This is a genomic window from Bacillus sp. SD075 (assembly GCF_017355165.1).
GTDB lineage: Bacteria > Bacillota > Bacilli > Bacillales > DSM-1321 > Peribacillus.
Genome location: NZ_JADILK010000009.1, coordinates 144,579 through 158,882 on the forward strand (window position 1 = coordinate 144,579; position 14,304 = coordinate 158,882).

12 protein-coding genes and 1 pseudogene are annotated in these 14,304 nt (G+C 41.2%); 9 read left to right on the forward strand and 4 right to left on the reverse strand.

Annotation, left to right across the window (positions count from 1 at the left end; all coding sequences use genetic code 11):
* Positions 1 to 12: 12 nt before the first annotated feature.
* Positions 13 to 1,338: an aminotransferase family protein gene (locus tag IOC57_RS09610; RefSeq protein WP_207438515.1), complete on the reverse strand. Its 1,326-nt coding sequence runs from the start codon at positions 1,336 to 1,338 to the stop codon at positions 13 to 15.
* 376 nt (positions 1,339 to 1,714) lie between these two features.
* On the opposite strand from IOC57_RS09610, the gene rpoN reads away from it, so the two are divergent.
* Complete coding sequence (rpoN, locus tag IOC57_RS09615) at positions 1,715 to 3,082, forward strand: RNA polymerase factor sigma-54 (RefSeq protein ID WP_207438516.1); 1,368 nt, start codon at positions 1,715 to 1,717, stop codon at positions 3,080 to 3,082.
* Positions 3,083 to 3,289: 207 nt separating this feature from the next.
* Here rpoN and bluB read toward each other — a convergent pair whose 3' ends face one another.
* On the reverse strand, positions 3,290 to 3,931 hold the full coding sequence (bluB, locus tag IOC57_RS09620) for a 5,6-dimethylbenzimidazole synthase (RefSeq protein ID WP_207438517.1): 642 nt from the start codon (positions 3,929 to 3,931) through the stop codon (positions 3,290 to 3,292).
* 643 nt (positions 3,932 to 4,574) lie between these two features.
* On the opposite strand from bluB, the gene IOC57_RS09625 reads away from it, so the two are divergent.
* A complete protein-coding gene (locus tag IOC57_RS09625; RefSeq protein ID WP_207438518.1) occupies positions 4,575 to 4,757 on the forward strand; it encodes a hypothetical protein in 183 nt (60 codons plus the stop codon).
* Positions 4,758 to 4,770: 13 nt separating this feature from the next.
* Here IOC57_RS09625 and dacB read toward each other — a convergent pair whose 3' ends face one another.
* Positions 4,771 to 6,192, reverse strand: coding sequence for a D-alanyl-D-alanine carboxypeptidase/D-alanyl-D-alanine endopeptidase (gene dacB, locus IOC57_RS09630; protein ID WP_207438542.1), 1,422 nt, complete (start codon positions 6,190 to 6,192; stop codon positions 4,771 to 4,773).
* Between the two features lie 434 nt (positions 6,193 to 6,626).
* Here dacB and IOC57_RS09635 point away from each other — a divergent pair, with 434 nt between their 5' ends.
* From IOC57_RS09635 to IOC57_RS26725, 3 genes and pseudogenes are all read left to right on the forward strand, one after another.
* Positions 6,627 to 6,788, forward strand: coding sequence for a hypothetical protein (locus IOC57_RS09635; protein ID WP_207438519.1), 162 nt, complete (start codon positions 6,627 to 6,629; stop codon positions 6,786 to 6,788).
* A 308-nt stretch (positions 6,789 to 7,096) separates the two neighbouring features.
* A pseudogene (locus tag IOC57_RS26720) lies at positions 7,097 to 7,993 on the forward strand (HAMP domain-containing protein); the annotation flags it as partial.
* 153 nt (positions 7,994 to 8,146) lie between these two features.
* On the forward strand, positions 8,147 to 8,938 hold the full coding sequence (locus tag IOC57_RS26725) for a methyl-accepting chemotaxis protein (protein WP_483862048.1): 792 nt from the start codon (positions 8,147 to 8,149) through the stop codon (positions 8,936 to 8,938).
* Between the two features lie 65 nt (positions 8,939 to 9,003).
* Here the strand turns inward: IOC57_RS26725 and IOC57_RS09645 are convergent, their stop codons facing one another.
* Positions 9,004 to 9,510, reverse strand: a complete 507-nt coding sequence (locus tag IOC57_RS09645; RefSeq protein ID WP_207438521.1) for a general stress protein — start codon at positions 9,508 to 9,510, stop codon at positions 9,004 to 9,006.
* A 163-nt stretch (positions 9,511 to 9,673) separates the two neighbouring features.
* On the opposite strand from IOC57_RS09645, the gene IOC57_RS09650 reads away from it, so the two are divergent.
* The 4 genes from IOC57_RS09650 to IOC57_RS09665 all read left to right on the forward strand — a co-directional run bounded on the left by IOC57_RS09650 (position 9,674) and on the right by IOC57_RS09665 (position 14,256).
* Positions 9,674 to 10,738 (forward strand): M20 family metallopeptidase, encoded by a 1,065-nt coding sequence (locus IOC57_RS09650; RefSeq protein WP_207438522.1) that lies wholly within the window; start codon positions 9,674 to 9,676, stop codon positions 10,736 to 10,738.
* A gap of 395 nt (positions 10,739 to 11,133) precedes the next feature.
* Positions 11,134 to 11,694 (forward strand): 3D domain-containing protein, encoded by a 561-nt coding sequence (locus IOC57_RS09655; protein ID WP_207438523.1) that lies wholly within the window; start codon positions 11,134 to 11,136, stop codon positions 11,692 to 11,694.
* Between the two features lie 155 nt (positions 11,695 to 11,849).
* A complete protein-coding gene (locus IOC57_RS09660; protein WP_207438524.1) occupies positions 11,850 to 12,761 on the forward strand; it encodes a ketopantoate reductase family protein in 912 nt (303 codons plus the stop codon).
* Between the two features lie 226 nt (positions 12,762 to 12,987).
* On the forward strand, positions 12,988 to 14,256 hold the full coding sequence (locus tag IOC57_RS09665) for a dicarboxylate/amino acid:cation symporter (protein WP_207438525.1): 1,269 nt from the start codon (positions 12,988 to 12,990) through the stop codon (positions 14,254 to 14,256).
* Positions 14,257 to 14,304 lie beyond the last annotated feature (48 nt).

Sequence of the window (14,304 nt, forward strand, 5' to 3'; positions counted from 1 at the left end):
CACTTTCACCTCTTATAAAATTTCTTTTTCGACAGCAGTAAATGTCTCATCAAGTATTTCAATTATTCTTTCGACTTCCGATTGGGTAATGATTAAAGGCGGTGCAAATACGAGTGTATCTTGATCAAACGTAACAGACCGGCAAATCAAACCATTCTTCGCTGCTTCAGCAACCAGTCTTGGAGCAAGCTGTGTCTCAAAACCTTCGCCTGTTTGTTTGTCCTTTACAATGGAGATGCCGCCGATTAGTCCAAGTGCCCTAACATCACCAACAATCGGATGTTTGCTTTGAAGCTTCTTAAAGCCGGCAAGCAACTCTTCACCACGCTTTTTCGAATTTTCTATAAGGTTTTCCCGTTCAATTATTTCAATATTTTTCAAAGCAACCGCACAAGCCATAGGATGGCCACTGTATGTGTAGCCGTGTAAAAGCGTACCTTTTGAAAGGGAAATGAAATCCTGATGCATCTTATCATTCAGGACGACCCCGCCTAACTGTGCATATCCGCTCGTCACACCTTTTGCAAAGCACATCATATCTGGTACAACACCAAAGTGTTCAATCCCAAAATAAGTCCCTGTTCTTCCGAAACCTGTAATGACTTCATCCGTCACCATTAAAATTCCGTATTCATTACAAATCTCCCTTACTTCCTTAAAATAGCCTTCAGGAGGAAGGTTCACGCCACCGGCCCCTTGAATCGGTTCAGCGATAAATGCCGCAATCGTTTCAGGTCCTTCCTGTTCTATGACCTTACGCAACTCCTCAATGGAGGAACCGTCCACATGATAAAAATCCGGTGCGATTGAATTCGTGAAGTCCCGGAACGGCTTCAGGCCAGTCGCACTTGTAGCCCCCATTGCCACTCCATGATAGGATTTCGAGCGGGAAATGATTTTTTGGCGATTAGGCTGCCCTTTCAAAAGCCAGTAATGACGAGCAAGTTTGATGGCCGTATCATTCGACTCCGATCCACCTGAAGTGAAGAAAACTGCATTCAAATCCCCAGGCGCAATGGAAGCGATCTTGGCTGCTAAACGGATTGCCGGCTCATTGCTGAAAGTGGCGAAACTTGATGTGAATGCTAGCTTCGCCATTTGCTCCTTCGCGACATCAGCCATCTCTTCTTGTCCATGTCCAATATTCACATTCCAAAGTGAAGCCATGCCATCAATGACAGTCCTGCCCGTGACATCCGTTAGATATATTCCCTTCCCTTCCTTAAAGATGAAACTTGGACCATCTGCCTGCTGTTGTTCGATTGCCGTAGTCGGATGAATAAAATGCTTTTTATCCAAATCGATTAATTCCTGAATACCCGTCTTCTCTTTAATCATGTAAAAAACACCCTTCTCATGTAATAGATTTTTTCAAGCTGGTTTATTTTTATATTTATTGCAAGATGCATGCCAAATTATATGAGCCTTATATTAAAGGTATTCAAGTTAAAATGATTCAAATATAAATCAACGGAAGTGTATGTTGATTCATACATAAATCATTCGATTCGTATTCGAATCATCAATTCCCATTCATTAGATTTAGATACTAATTTATATGCATTTTTTCGAATCCCCCTCTTTATTTTAAAATGATGTTATAAAACCTGACATACAATGTTGAATTTTCGGAAGATTTGTATTATTATCATGTTAATATTTTTTCATTCCTTTTGAGCCGCTATGTTAATCTAAACGAAAGAAGTTGATATATATGCAGGTAGGACTTGAACTTTCCCAAAAACAGACCTTGAAATTGTCATTAACCCCTGAATTACAGCAATCGATCAATATCCTTCAATTTTCCACCCATGAACTAATAGATTTCCTAAACCGGCAGGCAAACGAAAATCCCGTTCTCGAAATTAGCTTTAAAGAACCCCTCGCATCACTTACTGAATCTAGCATTCGGACACAAAAAATAAATTCGCAGATACGCGGATCCGCCTCTATAAGTAAAAGTTTCAATGGAGATAAAGATTACAATCCAATCAACAATTATTCAATCAACACAGAAACACTGGAAAAACATTTACTGGAACAATTGAGTTTACTAAGTACATTGAAAACATTTGAAAAAAAGATTCTCCAATTTTTGATTGGGAGCTTAAATGATTATGGATTTCTTGAATTGGATGTCAATTGGGCAGCCTCGCATTTTTTCGTATCCGTGGAAGAAATCGAAAATATGATTCAAGTATTGCAATCACTTGAACCAATTGGAGTCGGGGCTAAAGATCTGACCGATTGTTTACTCATTCAGCTGCGTGAGCATGAAGATCACAATGGACTGGCGTATAAGATCGTTAAAAAACACTTAACGGACTTAGCAGAAAAACGCTTCAGGAAAATTGCCGCACTTTACCAAGTGACCATTCAGGAAGTACAAGAGGCCTCGGATTTAATCCGTACGTTAAACCCTCGTCCCGTCAGTCACTTTTCCAATGATATGACTCATTACATCGTTCCGGACGTTTACGTGGAAAAAGAAAAAGAAGGTTTTCTCATAACGGTCAACGATAGCTACACACCTAAACTTGCCATCAATCCTTACTACAATAACCAAATCGCTATGAATCCGGTTAATCCAGCTAAAGATTATATAAAAGGGCACATAAATGATGCCCAATTACTTTTAAAAGGGCTCGAACAAAGGCAAATGACACTTTACAAAGTGACAGCGTCAATCGTGGACGAGCAGCAAGAGTTTTTCATGAAGGGAATCACGGGATTAAAACCTATGACATTGAAGGACATTTCGGAAAAACTTCAGCTTCATGAATCAACAATCAGCAGGGCAACGAGCAATAAATATATCCAGACTCCACATGGCCTCTTTAAACTGAGGAACTTCTTTACTAGAGGGTTAAACCGCGTGAACAGCCCTGCAACCGAATCAACGAGCACCATCAAAGAAAAAATAAAGGTCTTGATTGCCGATGAAGATAAAATAAAGCCCTTTTCAGATCAGAAACTTTGTCAAATATTCGAAAATGAAGGGACGAGGATCTCCCGCCGTACTATTGCAAAATACCGTGAAGATCTCGGTATACCAGGATCTTCAAAACGGCGAAGATTTTAAAGTCGAACCGAGTCTTGTTTTTTATGTTGTGCCCATAGTATGGAATAACGTATTTTAAAAGACTCTTACAAAGGTTGTATCTATCGTAGGAGTCTTCTATATTTTTACTTTTCCATTTCATCATCATGTAAAAGTATCATTTCCTCACAACAAAAAACCCCTGAACCAGGGGCTTAATAAACTTGTTTTGAATCATGATATATAGTTTTATTTATTCCCCCATTTATCCTCGAAAATAAGTTCATCCATCGGCCTTCTTTTTTCCCATTTAGCAAGTTCAAGAATGGGTTTATCCGGATATTGATCCGTATAGCCAATCGATAGGAGTGCGACGGGTTCTATATGCGGCGGAATCTCCAAAATATCACGAATATCATTTTTCTTATAAAAGCTTACCCATCCCATTGCCAATCCTTCAGCACAGGCAGCCAGCCACATATTTTGAATTGCGCAGGCTGTGGATAGGATATCAGTTTCCGGAATGGAGTTCCTCCCTAAAACATGGGAGCCGCCCCGTGTCGGGTCGCATGTAACACAAATGGTGTATGGTGCTTCTTTTAACCCTTCCACTTTCAAACTGAGAAACTTATTTTCTTTACCTCCTTCATAATGAATAGCGAGTGCCCTTCTTTCTTTATCCGCTGCCCACGCCAAACTGTTCTTGGTTTCCTGAGATGAAATCACGATGAAACTCCAAGGTTGCATGAATCCTACAGACGGTGCATGATGTGCAGCATCCAAAATTCTGCTGAGTATATCCTTTGAAATGGGCTTAGGCAAAAAACTCCTGATATCCCTTCGGTTATAAATGGCTTTATATACGGCAGCTTGTTCTTCATTAGTAAACATAGTTTCCCCCCATGTTTCCGGCTCCCCAGAAATTCATCTAAACATACACTATATTTTATAGGTAAACCCTTACAATTAAAAGCGAGTTCCTGATATCCCCAGCTTCAGCTCGTTCCGTTCACAACAAGATTCGCTCTTTCTTGGTGCTTATAGAGAGCTTCATGAACCACCCAATTATCCTCCTACATTTGACGAGCATCTTCACCATCCCGCTCAAGGCCACGTTTCAAACGGAGATCACGGGAATCGTGAAATCATGGGATCCAATCATACCTTTGATGTCTTGCTTTTTCTGCTATGTAACGGTTTCGATATTTGGTTATCCCCCCCACCAATCTGCTTTTAGGATGGAGTCAGGTTTTGATGATGGCAAATAAAAACGACCGTGCTACCTGGAAGTCTGCTTGGATACGGGAAGCGAGTGTACTTTTTCAAGACCTGCCCGGCCATCTATGATCAATATATAGAAAGATCATTTTGGGGATTTATTGAATTTTAGCTATAAGACCGCTAATTGTATACTGTCCATTAAGTGTTGGAAAGTTCATAAGCATTCCCCCTATACTACTTATTTCTATTCATCCTCCCTTAAATTCCTTCCTTGGGGGGATAAATGAAAAAAACTAAGTAGAAGGTGCTGGAATTGAATAAAATCCAATTTGCAATGACCATCGATTTGAATACGCCATTCGGATCTGCGAACGAAACCCGGCATCGGAACACAGGAAAATGGCTGATCATCTGTATGCTGCCAATTCGGGTTTACGAAAATGAATTGGCAGATGCCGATCTGTTTCCCGCAGATTTTCCTGAACGTCAAACTTAGCTTCCTATGGGTACTAAAGGCCACTCCTCAATAGGTTTTCCTGATCTGCCAGCATCACGGTTATCCTATCCTGTATTGCCGTGATGCCTTTTTCTTCTACAAAATTATTCAAGATGATCGAAAATATGACTTTTTCCCCCCTTTTGGTCGTCACATAACCTGATAAGGAGCTCGTTCCTGAAATCGTCCCTGTTTTAGCGTGAACATTCCCGGCTGCATATGTCCCTTTCATCCTCTTCCTTAGCGTACCTCCCACCATCCGATTTTCGTTTCCTGCAATTGGCAAAGCATTCAAGTAAACAGGAAACCACGTTTTTTCCTGTACGGCAAACAGCAACTTCGTTATTTCATTCGCTGGAATCAAATTGACTTGGGAAATGCCGGATCCATCACGCATCATGATCGTTTCCATATTGAGTCCCATACTCTTCAGCTGATTTCGAGCAACCTTCAAACCATCTTTCCAGCTTCCCTTCCCTTCTGCCTCCTTGCCCATTTCTTTCACCAAAACCTCAGCATGGCTGTTATTGCTCAATTTCATGAAAGGAATAAGCATTTGTGAAAGCGGCATGGACTGATGAGTGGCAATCATTTCCGCTCCTACTGGCGTTTTCCCTTTTTTCCTTTTTCCCAACACTTTAATTCCATGTTTCTTCATTGATTTTTCAAATAGGCTCAGGGCATATGCTGTTGGATCTTTCACCGAGATCCACTCTTTGATCACACCGGCATGCTCCGGAATGGTCCCGGTCACCGTAATGACTTGTGTGCCATGAGACCGTTCGACTTCAATTTTCTTAACACCGTCTTCGGATTCAGTTTTCGTTTTGTTGATGACCTTCACGTAATCCGTTTCCGGCTTCATCTTCACCGTTGCCCTTTTACCAGCCTTTTCCCCAGGGGTTACCTCCAAGATGATGGTACCGGTATCGTAGTCTTCATTCGGGGAAGCGGTTAATGCTGAAACGGCAGCTCCGTAATATTCCTGTTCATCGCTCCAAACCAAATCTTGAGAATAGCGAATATCATCATACCAAGAATCATCGCCTATAAGATCCCCATGAACCAGCTTAACTTGTCTATGCTTCAGTGAAGCTGCAAGCTCATCAAAATCCTTTTCCAATAAGGTTGGATCGCCTTTTCCCTTCAGGTATACATTCCCCTGCAGAATATGGCCACCCTGCACTCCTTTTATGTATAGTTCCGTTTGAAAAGCATGATCTTCCCCTAAAGTTTCCAGCGCAGCTGCTGCAGTCAATAGCTTAAGGTTCGAAGCAGGCCGTAATCTCGTTTGCGCCCCCCGTTCATAAATCATTTCCCCCGTTTCAGCTGAGCGGATGGAAATTCCAGTCAACGCCCCAGTCAACCCTGGCGAATCATCCAATATTTGTTGAATTTTCTGCCCAAGGTTTCCATCCACATTAGCAGCCTGCATCGATTCTCCATCAAAAAAACAAATCCAAACCAGGAAGAATATAAAACTCAACTTCCTTTTATATGTCAAACCTATCACTCCCACTCTAAAAACTCACCACTTCTATCTTGTCCATTTTACGGCCATATAAAAAGAAAAGATCCACTATTTTATACATACTCAGGTAACCGCGGGATTATTCGGCCGCCGCTTCATGGAATCCATCAGTAGTCCAGACTTTTCTTTTACACGTAAGGATAATTATTCCAAACCCTCCCTATGGTATATCTCACTGATTCTACTCGTCCTCGTTTATACATTGAGAATAATGGATTACAAGAATAGCCGTTACTTGTTAAATGATGAGTTCATTCAGTTCGAATCCTAAAGTTCGGAATCATAACCATTCATTACCAAAAGAAGCGAAGTCATTCAATATTGAGGTGGAATGTTCGATGTTGCAAAAGCTTTTCGGACTTGACACAATCGAAACAATCAACCGCTCCAAGCCTGTACACCACCAAATTTCCAAGATGTATCCGTTGAATATGCTGACGAGTTTTATACATGGTGTATGGGCAGGACAAAAAATATTCAAGTCGAATAGTAATCAATAAATGATAAGAGTTGACCAACGCAGGCAGCTCTTTTTTTTATCCACTATATATTCCCCCTCGTCGACTCACGTCAAAATTAATATTGGGAATTTTCTAACTTGAAACTTCAAAAAAGTCAAAGCAGACCGAAAATATCTATAGAGGCTTAAATTAATTTGAGGTATATAAGGAGAATTGTCCATATGAAAAGACTGACAGGCTGGTATTTTAATTCGCTAAAAAAACAAATATTGATTCCTTTTTTAGCTTTGATCATGATAAGCGGAATGGCCATCTCTTACATGAGCTATAAAAATAGTATCGAGTTGATGACCCAGGAACTTACCGGAACGACGGAAGAGCAAGTCAAGTCAATGAACGATTCTTTTGAAATCTTCTTTCAAAAAACGGAAAATCAATTGGATAGGATCAGTAAGTATCCTATCATGAGTACTTATGATAAGAACCCCGAATCAATAATGGATGAGTTTTCCCATACACAGTCAAGCAGTTCTGAAATAAATGGTTTATACCTTGGTACAGAAAAAGAAGGAAAAACACTAATATTTCCAAAAGCTGAATTGCCGGCTGACTTCGACCCAAGACAACGGGATTGGTATCAATCGGCATTGAAACAAAAAAACAAGACCATATGGACGGAACCTTATACTGATCAGGCGACGAATACACTTGTCATTACGGCAGCAAAAGCCATATATGATGATCGTGATGAATTAATAGGCGTGTTAGGCGTCGACATCTCAATCGATACATTGATCACGATGATCAATCAAACGAAATTCGGCGAAACAGGCTATACGGTTTTGCTGGATAAGAAGGGTGCATTCGTTACACATCCAGACAAGGAAAAAATTCAACAGGATATATCAAAGGAAAATATTTTCAAAAAAATGAAAAGTGAATCCGGATCAATGATCGTGGAATTTGAAGAGCAAAGCCGGATTGTCGGATACGCCACAAATCCTACAACTGGATGGAGAATCGCAGGGATAATGGATCAGAATGAAGTGCTCGTCCGTGCAAGCCCGATGATAATCGATAATATCATCACACTGTTAATTGTCTTTACTATCACTGCACTATCTGCCATCTTCATCACCCGTTCTTTAACGAACCCCATTAAAAAGCTGCAGGAATCCATACGGAAAATGGCTGACGGCGATTTCACATCCAATAATTCCATTTCCAGGAAAGATGAGATAGGGCAACTTGCAGAAGACACCAGCTTAATGACCAGGAATATGAGTCATATGTTAGGGGTTGTCAACAACCTTTCCGATAAAGTATCGGATTCCTCCATGACCCTAGTGGCTAGCGCAGAAGAAAATTCAGCGGCTGCTAACGAGGTGGCCATGACGATGGAACAAATAGCGGCCGGTGCCATAGACCAAATTGAAGTAGGTCAGAATAACGAAATGGCAGTAAAGCTATTAGCTGACAAAATCCATGATCTTGAAGCGCAAGCGGGCAAAATGGCCACGGAATCCGAAAATATGTTCAAGGCTTCCGAGGACGGAATCAGTCAAGTACAAGGCCTAAAACAACAATTCGATGAAACGTCCCTGATATCCAGCAAGATGAGTACGGCCGTCAAATCTTTGGATGCACGTTCCAATGATATTAGTGCGATTGTAAAGACCATAAGCGGGATTGCAGGACAAACGAATTTACTCGCTCTGAATGCTGCCATCGAAGCAGCTAGGGCTGGTGAGCACGGAAAAGGGTTTGCAGTTGTTGCCGATGAAGTGAAGAAATTGGCCGAACAGACGGAAAAATCCCTGAAAGAAATCTCTGAAATCATTCAAGCCATGCAAACCGATACAACCAATACCGTTCATTTGATTGATCAAGTCAATCAAAAAATCCACCTTCAGGATAGTTCTGTAACGGATACGGAGAATGCCTTCAGTCACATTGCATCCATTATCGCGAACACATTCAGCAATTTTGACCAAATAAAAAAGATGATGAACGATATGGTAAACGAGGTCACAAGGATGGCGAACAATGCGGAAAAATTAAATTCGATCAGTCAGGAAACTGCAGCAGGAACTGAAGAAGTATCTGCTTCCGTAGAACAAACGAATGCTTCCATGGAACAATTAAATGCCCTGGCTAGTGAATTGGCCAGGAAATGCACAAAGAAATAAAGAAATTCACATTCTAATCAAAAAAAGGACGGGTCCTAAGGGATCCGTCCTTTTTTACTTACGACTTATAGAGTTCTTCTGCTGTTCGTTAGCGTTTCATCGGTTTCAGTTATTCCCGAGTAGGAAGAACTGGATTTTCTCGCATCCGAATCGACCAAAACAAGCAGCTTGCCACTCTTTACATCCGCTTCATAACGATTCGCTTCGTCTTCAGGTATGCCCATACCGATTAATGTACCGGCTAATCCTCCTGTACCAGCACCTACAGCCGCTCCGGCTAATGTTGCAGCAAGCGGCCCAGCTGCCAGTACCGGCCCGATTCCCGGAATAGCCAACGCACCAACACCTGCTAATAATCCGGCCGCCCCCCCCAAAATACCTCCAGTCGCCGCACCAGCCGCGAGTCCCTCTTCAACTTTTGTACCCGTTTCTTCATTCACTGACTTTAATTCTTCTTTATCTTTAGCTAACACTGAAATATCTTCACGATTATACCCTTGGGCCTGTAATGACTCAACAGCCTTTATAGCTTCTTCTCCGGTTTCATATACCCCAATTATACGTTTATCCATATCTATCATCCTCCTTAAAGAATGTAAATTGTCGCTCCCCCTTTACATACCCCAGGGGATGAAAAGGCTAAACGTTATTTAACAGGAAAATATTTTGGAGTTAACCCTTACTTGGAACGGGTATATATTATAATAGTATGCATATTTTTAGGAGGTTTTCTTTTTGCTCATCGAGTTACTTAAAGATTTAGTCTCTATTGACAGTTCATCGAAAGAAGGAGCTAACCAAGCAGTTGATTACTGTGCGGACTGGCTTAAAAAACAAGGAATTACCGTGAATGTGATTGTAAATAACGGTTACAAAATGCTTGTTAGCGAGATTGGCAGCGGAGATAAAACCATGATTTGGAATGGCCATGTCGATGTTGTCAGCGGAACGCCGGATCAATTTTTCCCAGAGGTTCATGAAGGAAACTTATACGGACGCGGGACAGCCGATATGAAAGCTGGAGTTGCAGGGATGATGTGTGCATTTACCGAACTGAAAGATAAAGACCTAGGTTTGAAAATTCAGCTACAGATCGTATCGGATGAAGAAATTGGTGGCTTGAACTGTACTGGGTATTTAGCGAAACATGGCTATAGAGGGGACTTTGTAATCTGTGCTGAACCGACGCAATTGGGAATCGGACTCCAAGCAAAGGGTGCCCTTCGTCTCGATATTGAAGTATCAGGCAAATCGGCACACGGAAGCCGTCCATGGGAAGGCGTGAATGCAATTGAAAAGGCCTATGATCTCTATCAAAAAATAAAGGAACTTCCATTCACCCGGGATCATACTCCCCTTTACTCTTCCCCTTCCCTTAACCTAGCAAAGATAAAAGGAGGGGATGTCTATAATAAGGTACCGGATGCCTGTTTGCTAAGTCTTGATATCCGCTATCTTCCTACTCAAACAATGGAAGAAATCATTGCTCAGATCGAAAATGTGACAGGAAGTAATGTCCACCTTAATATGTACAGTAAACCTGTAAAAACCGAAGAGTCCGACCCATTCATCACTCTGCTTCGCCCAATTATCGAAAAAAACACCAAGCAAGACGCTGTCATTTTTGGGCAACATGGCTCCGCAGATACCGTCTTTTTTGCGGCATATGGTATCCCAGCCATTGAATTCGGACCAAAGGGTGAGAACTGGCATGGAGATAGGGAATACGTCAATCTTGAATCAGTAGCGGTCTATCAAAATATGCTAGTCGATTTCGCTTCTGAATTCGTTTTGAATTAAGCCAAATCATGAAAAAAAGCCGGCATCACATAGATGTCGGTTTTTTTGTTCCGAATATCCTCTTCTACTAAAATAAACGGCATTCATTCGTCTATTATTGCGTTGTTTTTTTACAAAATATACAGGACTTTAAAACCAGAGATTATCAATCCATATTTTACCTTATTAAACAAGATACGCCATTATACAAACACTATATAACAAAAATACGCTTATCCTGACATAATAAATAATATATTTACATTTAATAAATAAGTTCTTTTGACCTAGTTTATATTACATTTATTTATCAAAGGAAACGATTTTGTAACACAATTACTATTTCACCGAAACATCATTGTCATATAGACCTGCTATTCTAAGTCTACGATTTAAAACAAAGGAGACTATTCATTTTGAAAAAAATACTACTTCCACTATTCACTGCTTTCTTCCTGGTATTTAGTTTTTCCGGAGTTTCATCGGCTGCTACTACTACATACAAAGTTAAAAGCGGCGACACACTATGGGGTATCGCCAATAAACATAATATAACAGTCAATCAACTCAAAAGTTGGAATAACCTGAAAAAAGATAAGATCCATCCAAAACAAGTTTTAAAGGTTAAGAAGACTTCGACCTCTGCTAAACCTAAGGCTAAAGCTAAAACGTCATCATCCAAGCAATATAAAACGATCACCGTGAAGGCAACAGCTTATACTGCGAACTGCAAAGGCTGCAGCGGTATTACAGCATCAGGTCTTAACTTAAAGAAAAACCCTAACGCAAAAGCGATTTCAGTCGACCCTAAGGTCATTCCACTTGGAACAAAAGTTCATGTAGAAGGATACGGGGATGCCATTGCAGCAGATAAAGGCGGCGCAATCAAAGGGAATAAAATTGACGTCTTCTACTCTTCTCACTCAAAAGCTATCAATTGGGGCAGAAAAACCGTTAAAGTAAAAATCTATAAATAATGAAAAGGCCAGCCTGAAACGTTTCAGGCTGGCCTTTTGTTTTTCCCATTCTTACAAACATCTAAACAACCAGTTTGCCTTCAAACGGGAATATTTACTGAAATTTCAGTAAATGGTATGATTGGTACATCTTAATTAAAAGAGAGGTGTGCATTTTGAATATTGTCATTATTGGGGCCGGGGCACTCGGCTCCTACTTTGGAGGCAGGTTGCAGCAAGCCGGACAGGATGTTCAATACCTTGTCCGTAAAAACCGCGCCAAACAATTGAAAGAAAACGGCATCAGCATAACCAGCCCACATGGAAACTACCAATTTAACGACCTTCATATCTCAGAGAATGTAAGTGATATAGATAAGGTCGACCTCGTAATTCTCGCCGTAAAAGGCCAGCACCTGCAAGGCACCCTTACAGATTTAAAGGTCCTTGTAGAAAAGGGTGCAAAGGTCCTCCCGCTTTTAAATGGATTGGAACACATATCCATTTTACAAGATGAACTGGGCGATGAAGCCGTCTTGGGGGGGAGTGCGTTCATCATTGCCACCCTTGATGAAAAAGGTCATGTCATTCACTCCAATGATAATCACGATTTAATCTATGGCCCGCTTCATCCATCACAAAAAAAGATTTGTGATCAATTCGAACAGGCGGCCGGATCAGCTATCATGAAGGTAAACCGAACGGAAAACATATTAATCAGGATGTGGATCAAATACATGTTCATCACCGCTTTCTCCGGTGTGACAACTGCCTCTAACCTCCCTATCGGCACGATACGGAGATTTCCGGAAACCAATGGATTGCTAGAAAAGGTCCTTGTTGAAATGAAGGAGCTTGCAAATGCTTATGACGTCGGGATTACTGTGGAGAATATTACTCAGGCGTTGGAAAACATGGCAGGTTTACCTGAAGAGTCTACCTCTTCCATGCACCAGGACCGCCGGAAGGGCCTAACGCTCGAAGTGGAACATTTACAGGGCGGTGCACTGCGCCTTGCCAACAAGGTCGATTTGAAACTCCCTGTGATCGGAACCCTATATGCACTCATTAAACCATTCGAAAATTGATTTTTCCCAATACCGGCACTCCACCGGTATTTTTTTTGCGCTTAGTAATCCATCTATATTCTAATAGACACTTTTAATTCCTCTTCCCTCCTCAGTTATTAAAAATACTCAAGACCAAAAAGAACAAAAAGAAAACAATATCACCAAAAGAATATTCTGATTCTTTCTTCTGTTACACTAATACCAAGTTAAGAAAGCGCTATCATATAACAAAGGAGAATGCACCTTGAAAATATTAAAAAATCTAACCGTTCAGGTCATCATCGGTATCATTCTGGGTATAACAGTCGGTTTCTTCTTCCCCGCTTTCGGTGAACAGCTGAAGATATTAGCTGATTTATTTATTAAAATGATTAAAATGGTCATTGCACCAATCATCTTCTTAACCGTCGTAATCGGAATTGGCGGTATGGGTGACATGAAAAAGGTTGGCCGCATCGGCGGAAAGGCCCTGCTCTATTTTGAAATCGTTACCACTTTCGCACTTGCCATTGGAATCATCGTAGTCAATCTGTTGGGACCTGGTAAGGGTTTTAACATCGATTCAGTCGAGAGCGGAGATGTATCACAATATACAACAGCCGCTTCTGAAACGGAACATGGCACCGTTGCTTTCATTTCTAATATCATTCCTGATAATGCCGTTGCCGCACTGGCTGGCGGAGATTTACTCCCGATATTATTCTTTGCCGTATTATTCGGATTATCAATGGCGGCAATGGGACCGAGAGTGCAGCCAGTCGTTTCTTTCTTTCAGCATATTGCCGATATTTTCTTCGGCATCGTCGGTATGATCATGAAAGTATCCCCAATAGCCGCATTTGGAGCAATGGCGTATACAATCGGTAAGTTTGGCCTTGGTTCTTTAAGCTCTTTAGGCCAATTAATGGGTAGCGTATATATCACAATGGCACTATTCATCATTCTTATCCTTGGCTCGATTGCAAAAATCTACGGCTTTAATATTTTCAAGTTCATAGCCTTTTTAAAAGAAGAGATCCTCTTAGTTTTAGGAACCTCTTCGTCGGAGTCCGCTCTTCCAAGCGTGATGAAAAAACTCGAAAAATACGGTTGCTCAAAATCAGTAGTCGGTTTAGTTGTCCCAACTGGTTATTCTTTCAACCTTGACGGCACATCCATCTACTTATCCATGGCAGCGATTTTCATCGCCCAAGCCTATGGTGTCGATTTAAGCATCTGGCAGGAACTGACCCTTCTAGGAATATTGATGTTAACATCCAAGGGAGCTGCCGGTGTAACGGGATCCGGTTTCATTACACTTGCTGCAACATTAGCTGCCTTCCCAATGATTCCAGTTGAAGGAATGGCATTGCTGCTGGGAGTCGACCGCTTCATGTCTGAAGCACGTGCCATCACTAATCTAATCGGTAACAGTGTTGCTACAGTGGTCATTTCTAAATCAGAAGGTGAATTCAATCCAAATCAAGCCATCTCAAGTGATATGAGTGAAGTTGCCGTCTCATCGGAAAAATAATCGAACCTTGAATGAAGAGGTGTGCAACTTGCACCTCTTTTTTTTATG

Bases quoted from the DNA above. Each gene is read 5' to 3' on its own strand.
- dacB (WP_207438542.1), bottom strand. From the start codon at position 6,192: ATGCAGGCTGCTAATGTGGATGGAAACCTTGGGCAGAAAATTCAACAA.
- IOC57_RS09645 (WP_207438521.1), bottom strand. From the start codon at position 9,510: ATGGATAAACGTATAATTGGGGTATATGAAACCGGAGAAGAAGCTATA.
- IOC57_RS09635 (WP_207438519.1), top strand. From the start codon at position 6,627: ATGTTGCAAAAGCTTTTCGGACTTGACACAATCGAAACAATCAACCGC.
- IOC57_RS09610 (WP_207438515.1), bottom strand. From the start codon at position 1,338: ATGATTAAAGAGAAGACGGGTATTCAGGAATTAATCGATTTGGATAAA.
- rpoN (WP_207438516.1), top strand. From the start codon at position 1,715: ATGCAGGTAGGACTTGAACTTTCCCAAAAACAGACCTTGAAATTGTCA.
- IOC57_RS26725 (WP_483862048.1), top strand. From the start codon at position 8,147: ATGGAACAAATAGCGGCCGGTGCCATAGACCAAATTGAAGTAGGTCAG.
- bluB (WP_207438517.1), bottom strand. From the start codon at position 3,931: ATGTTTACTAATGAAGAACAAGCTGCCGTATATAAAGCCATTTATAAC.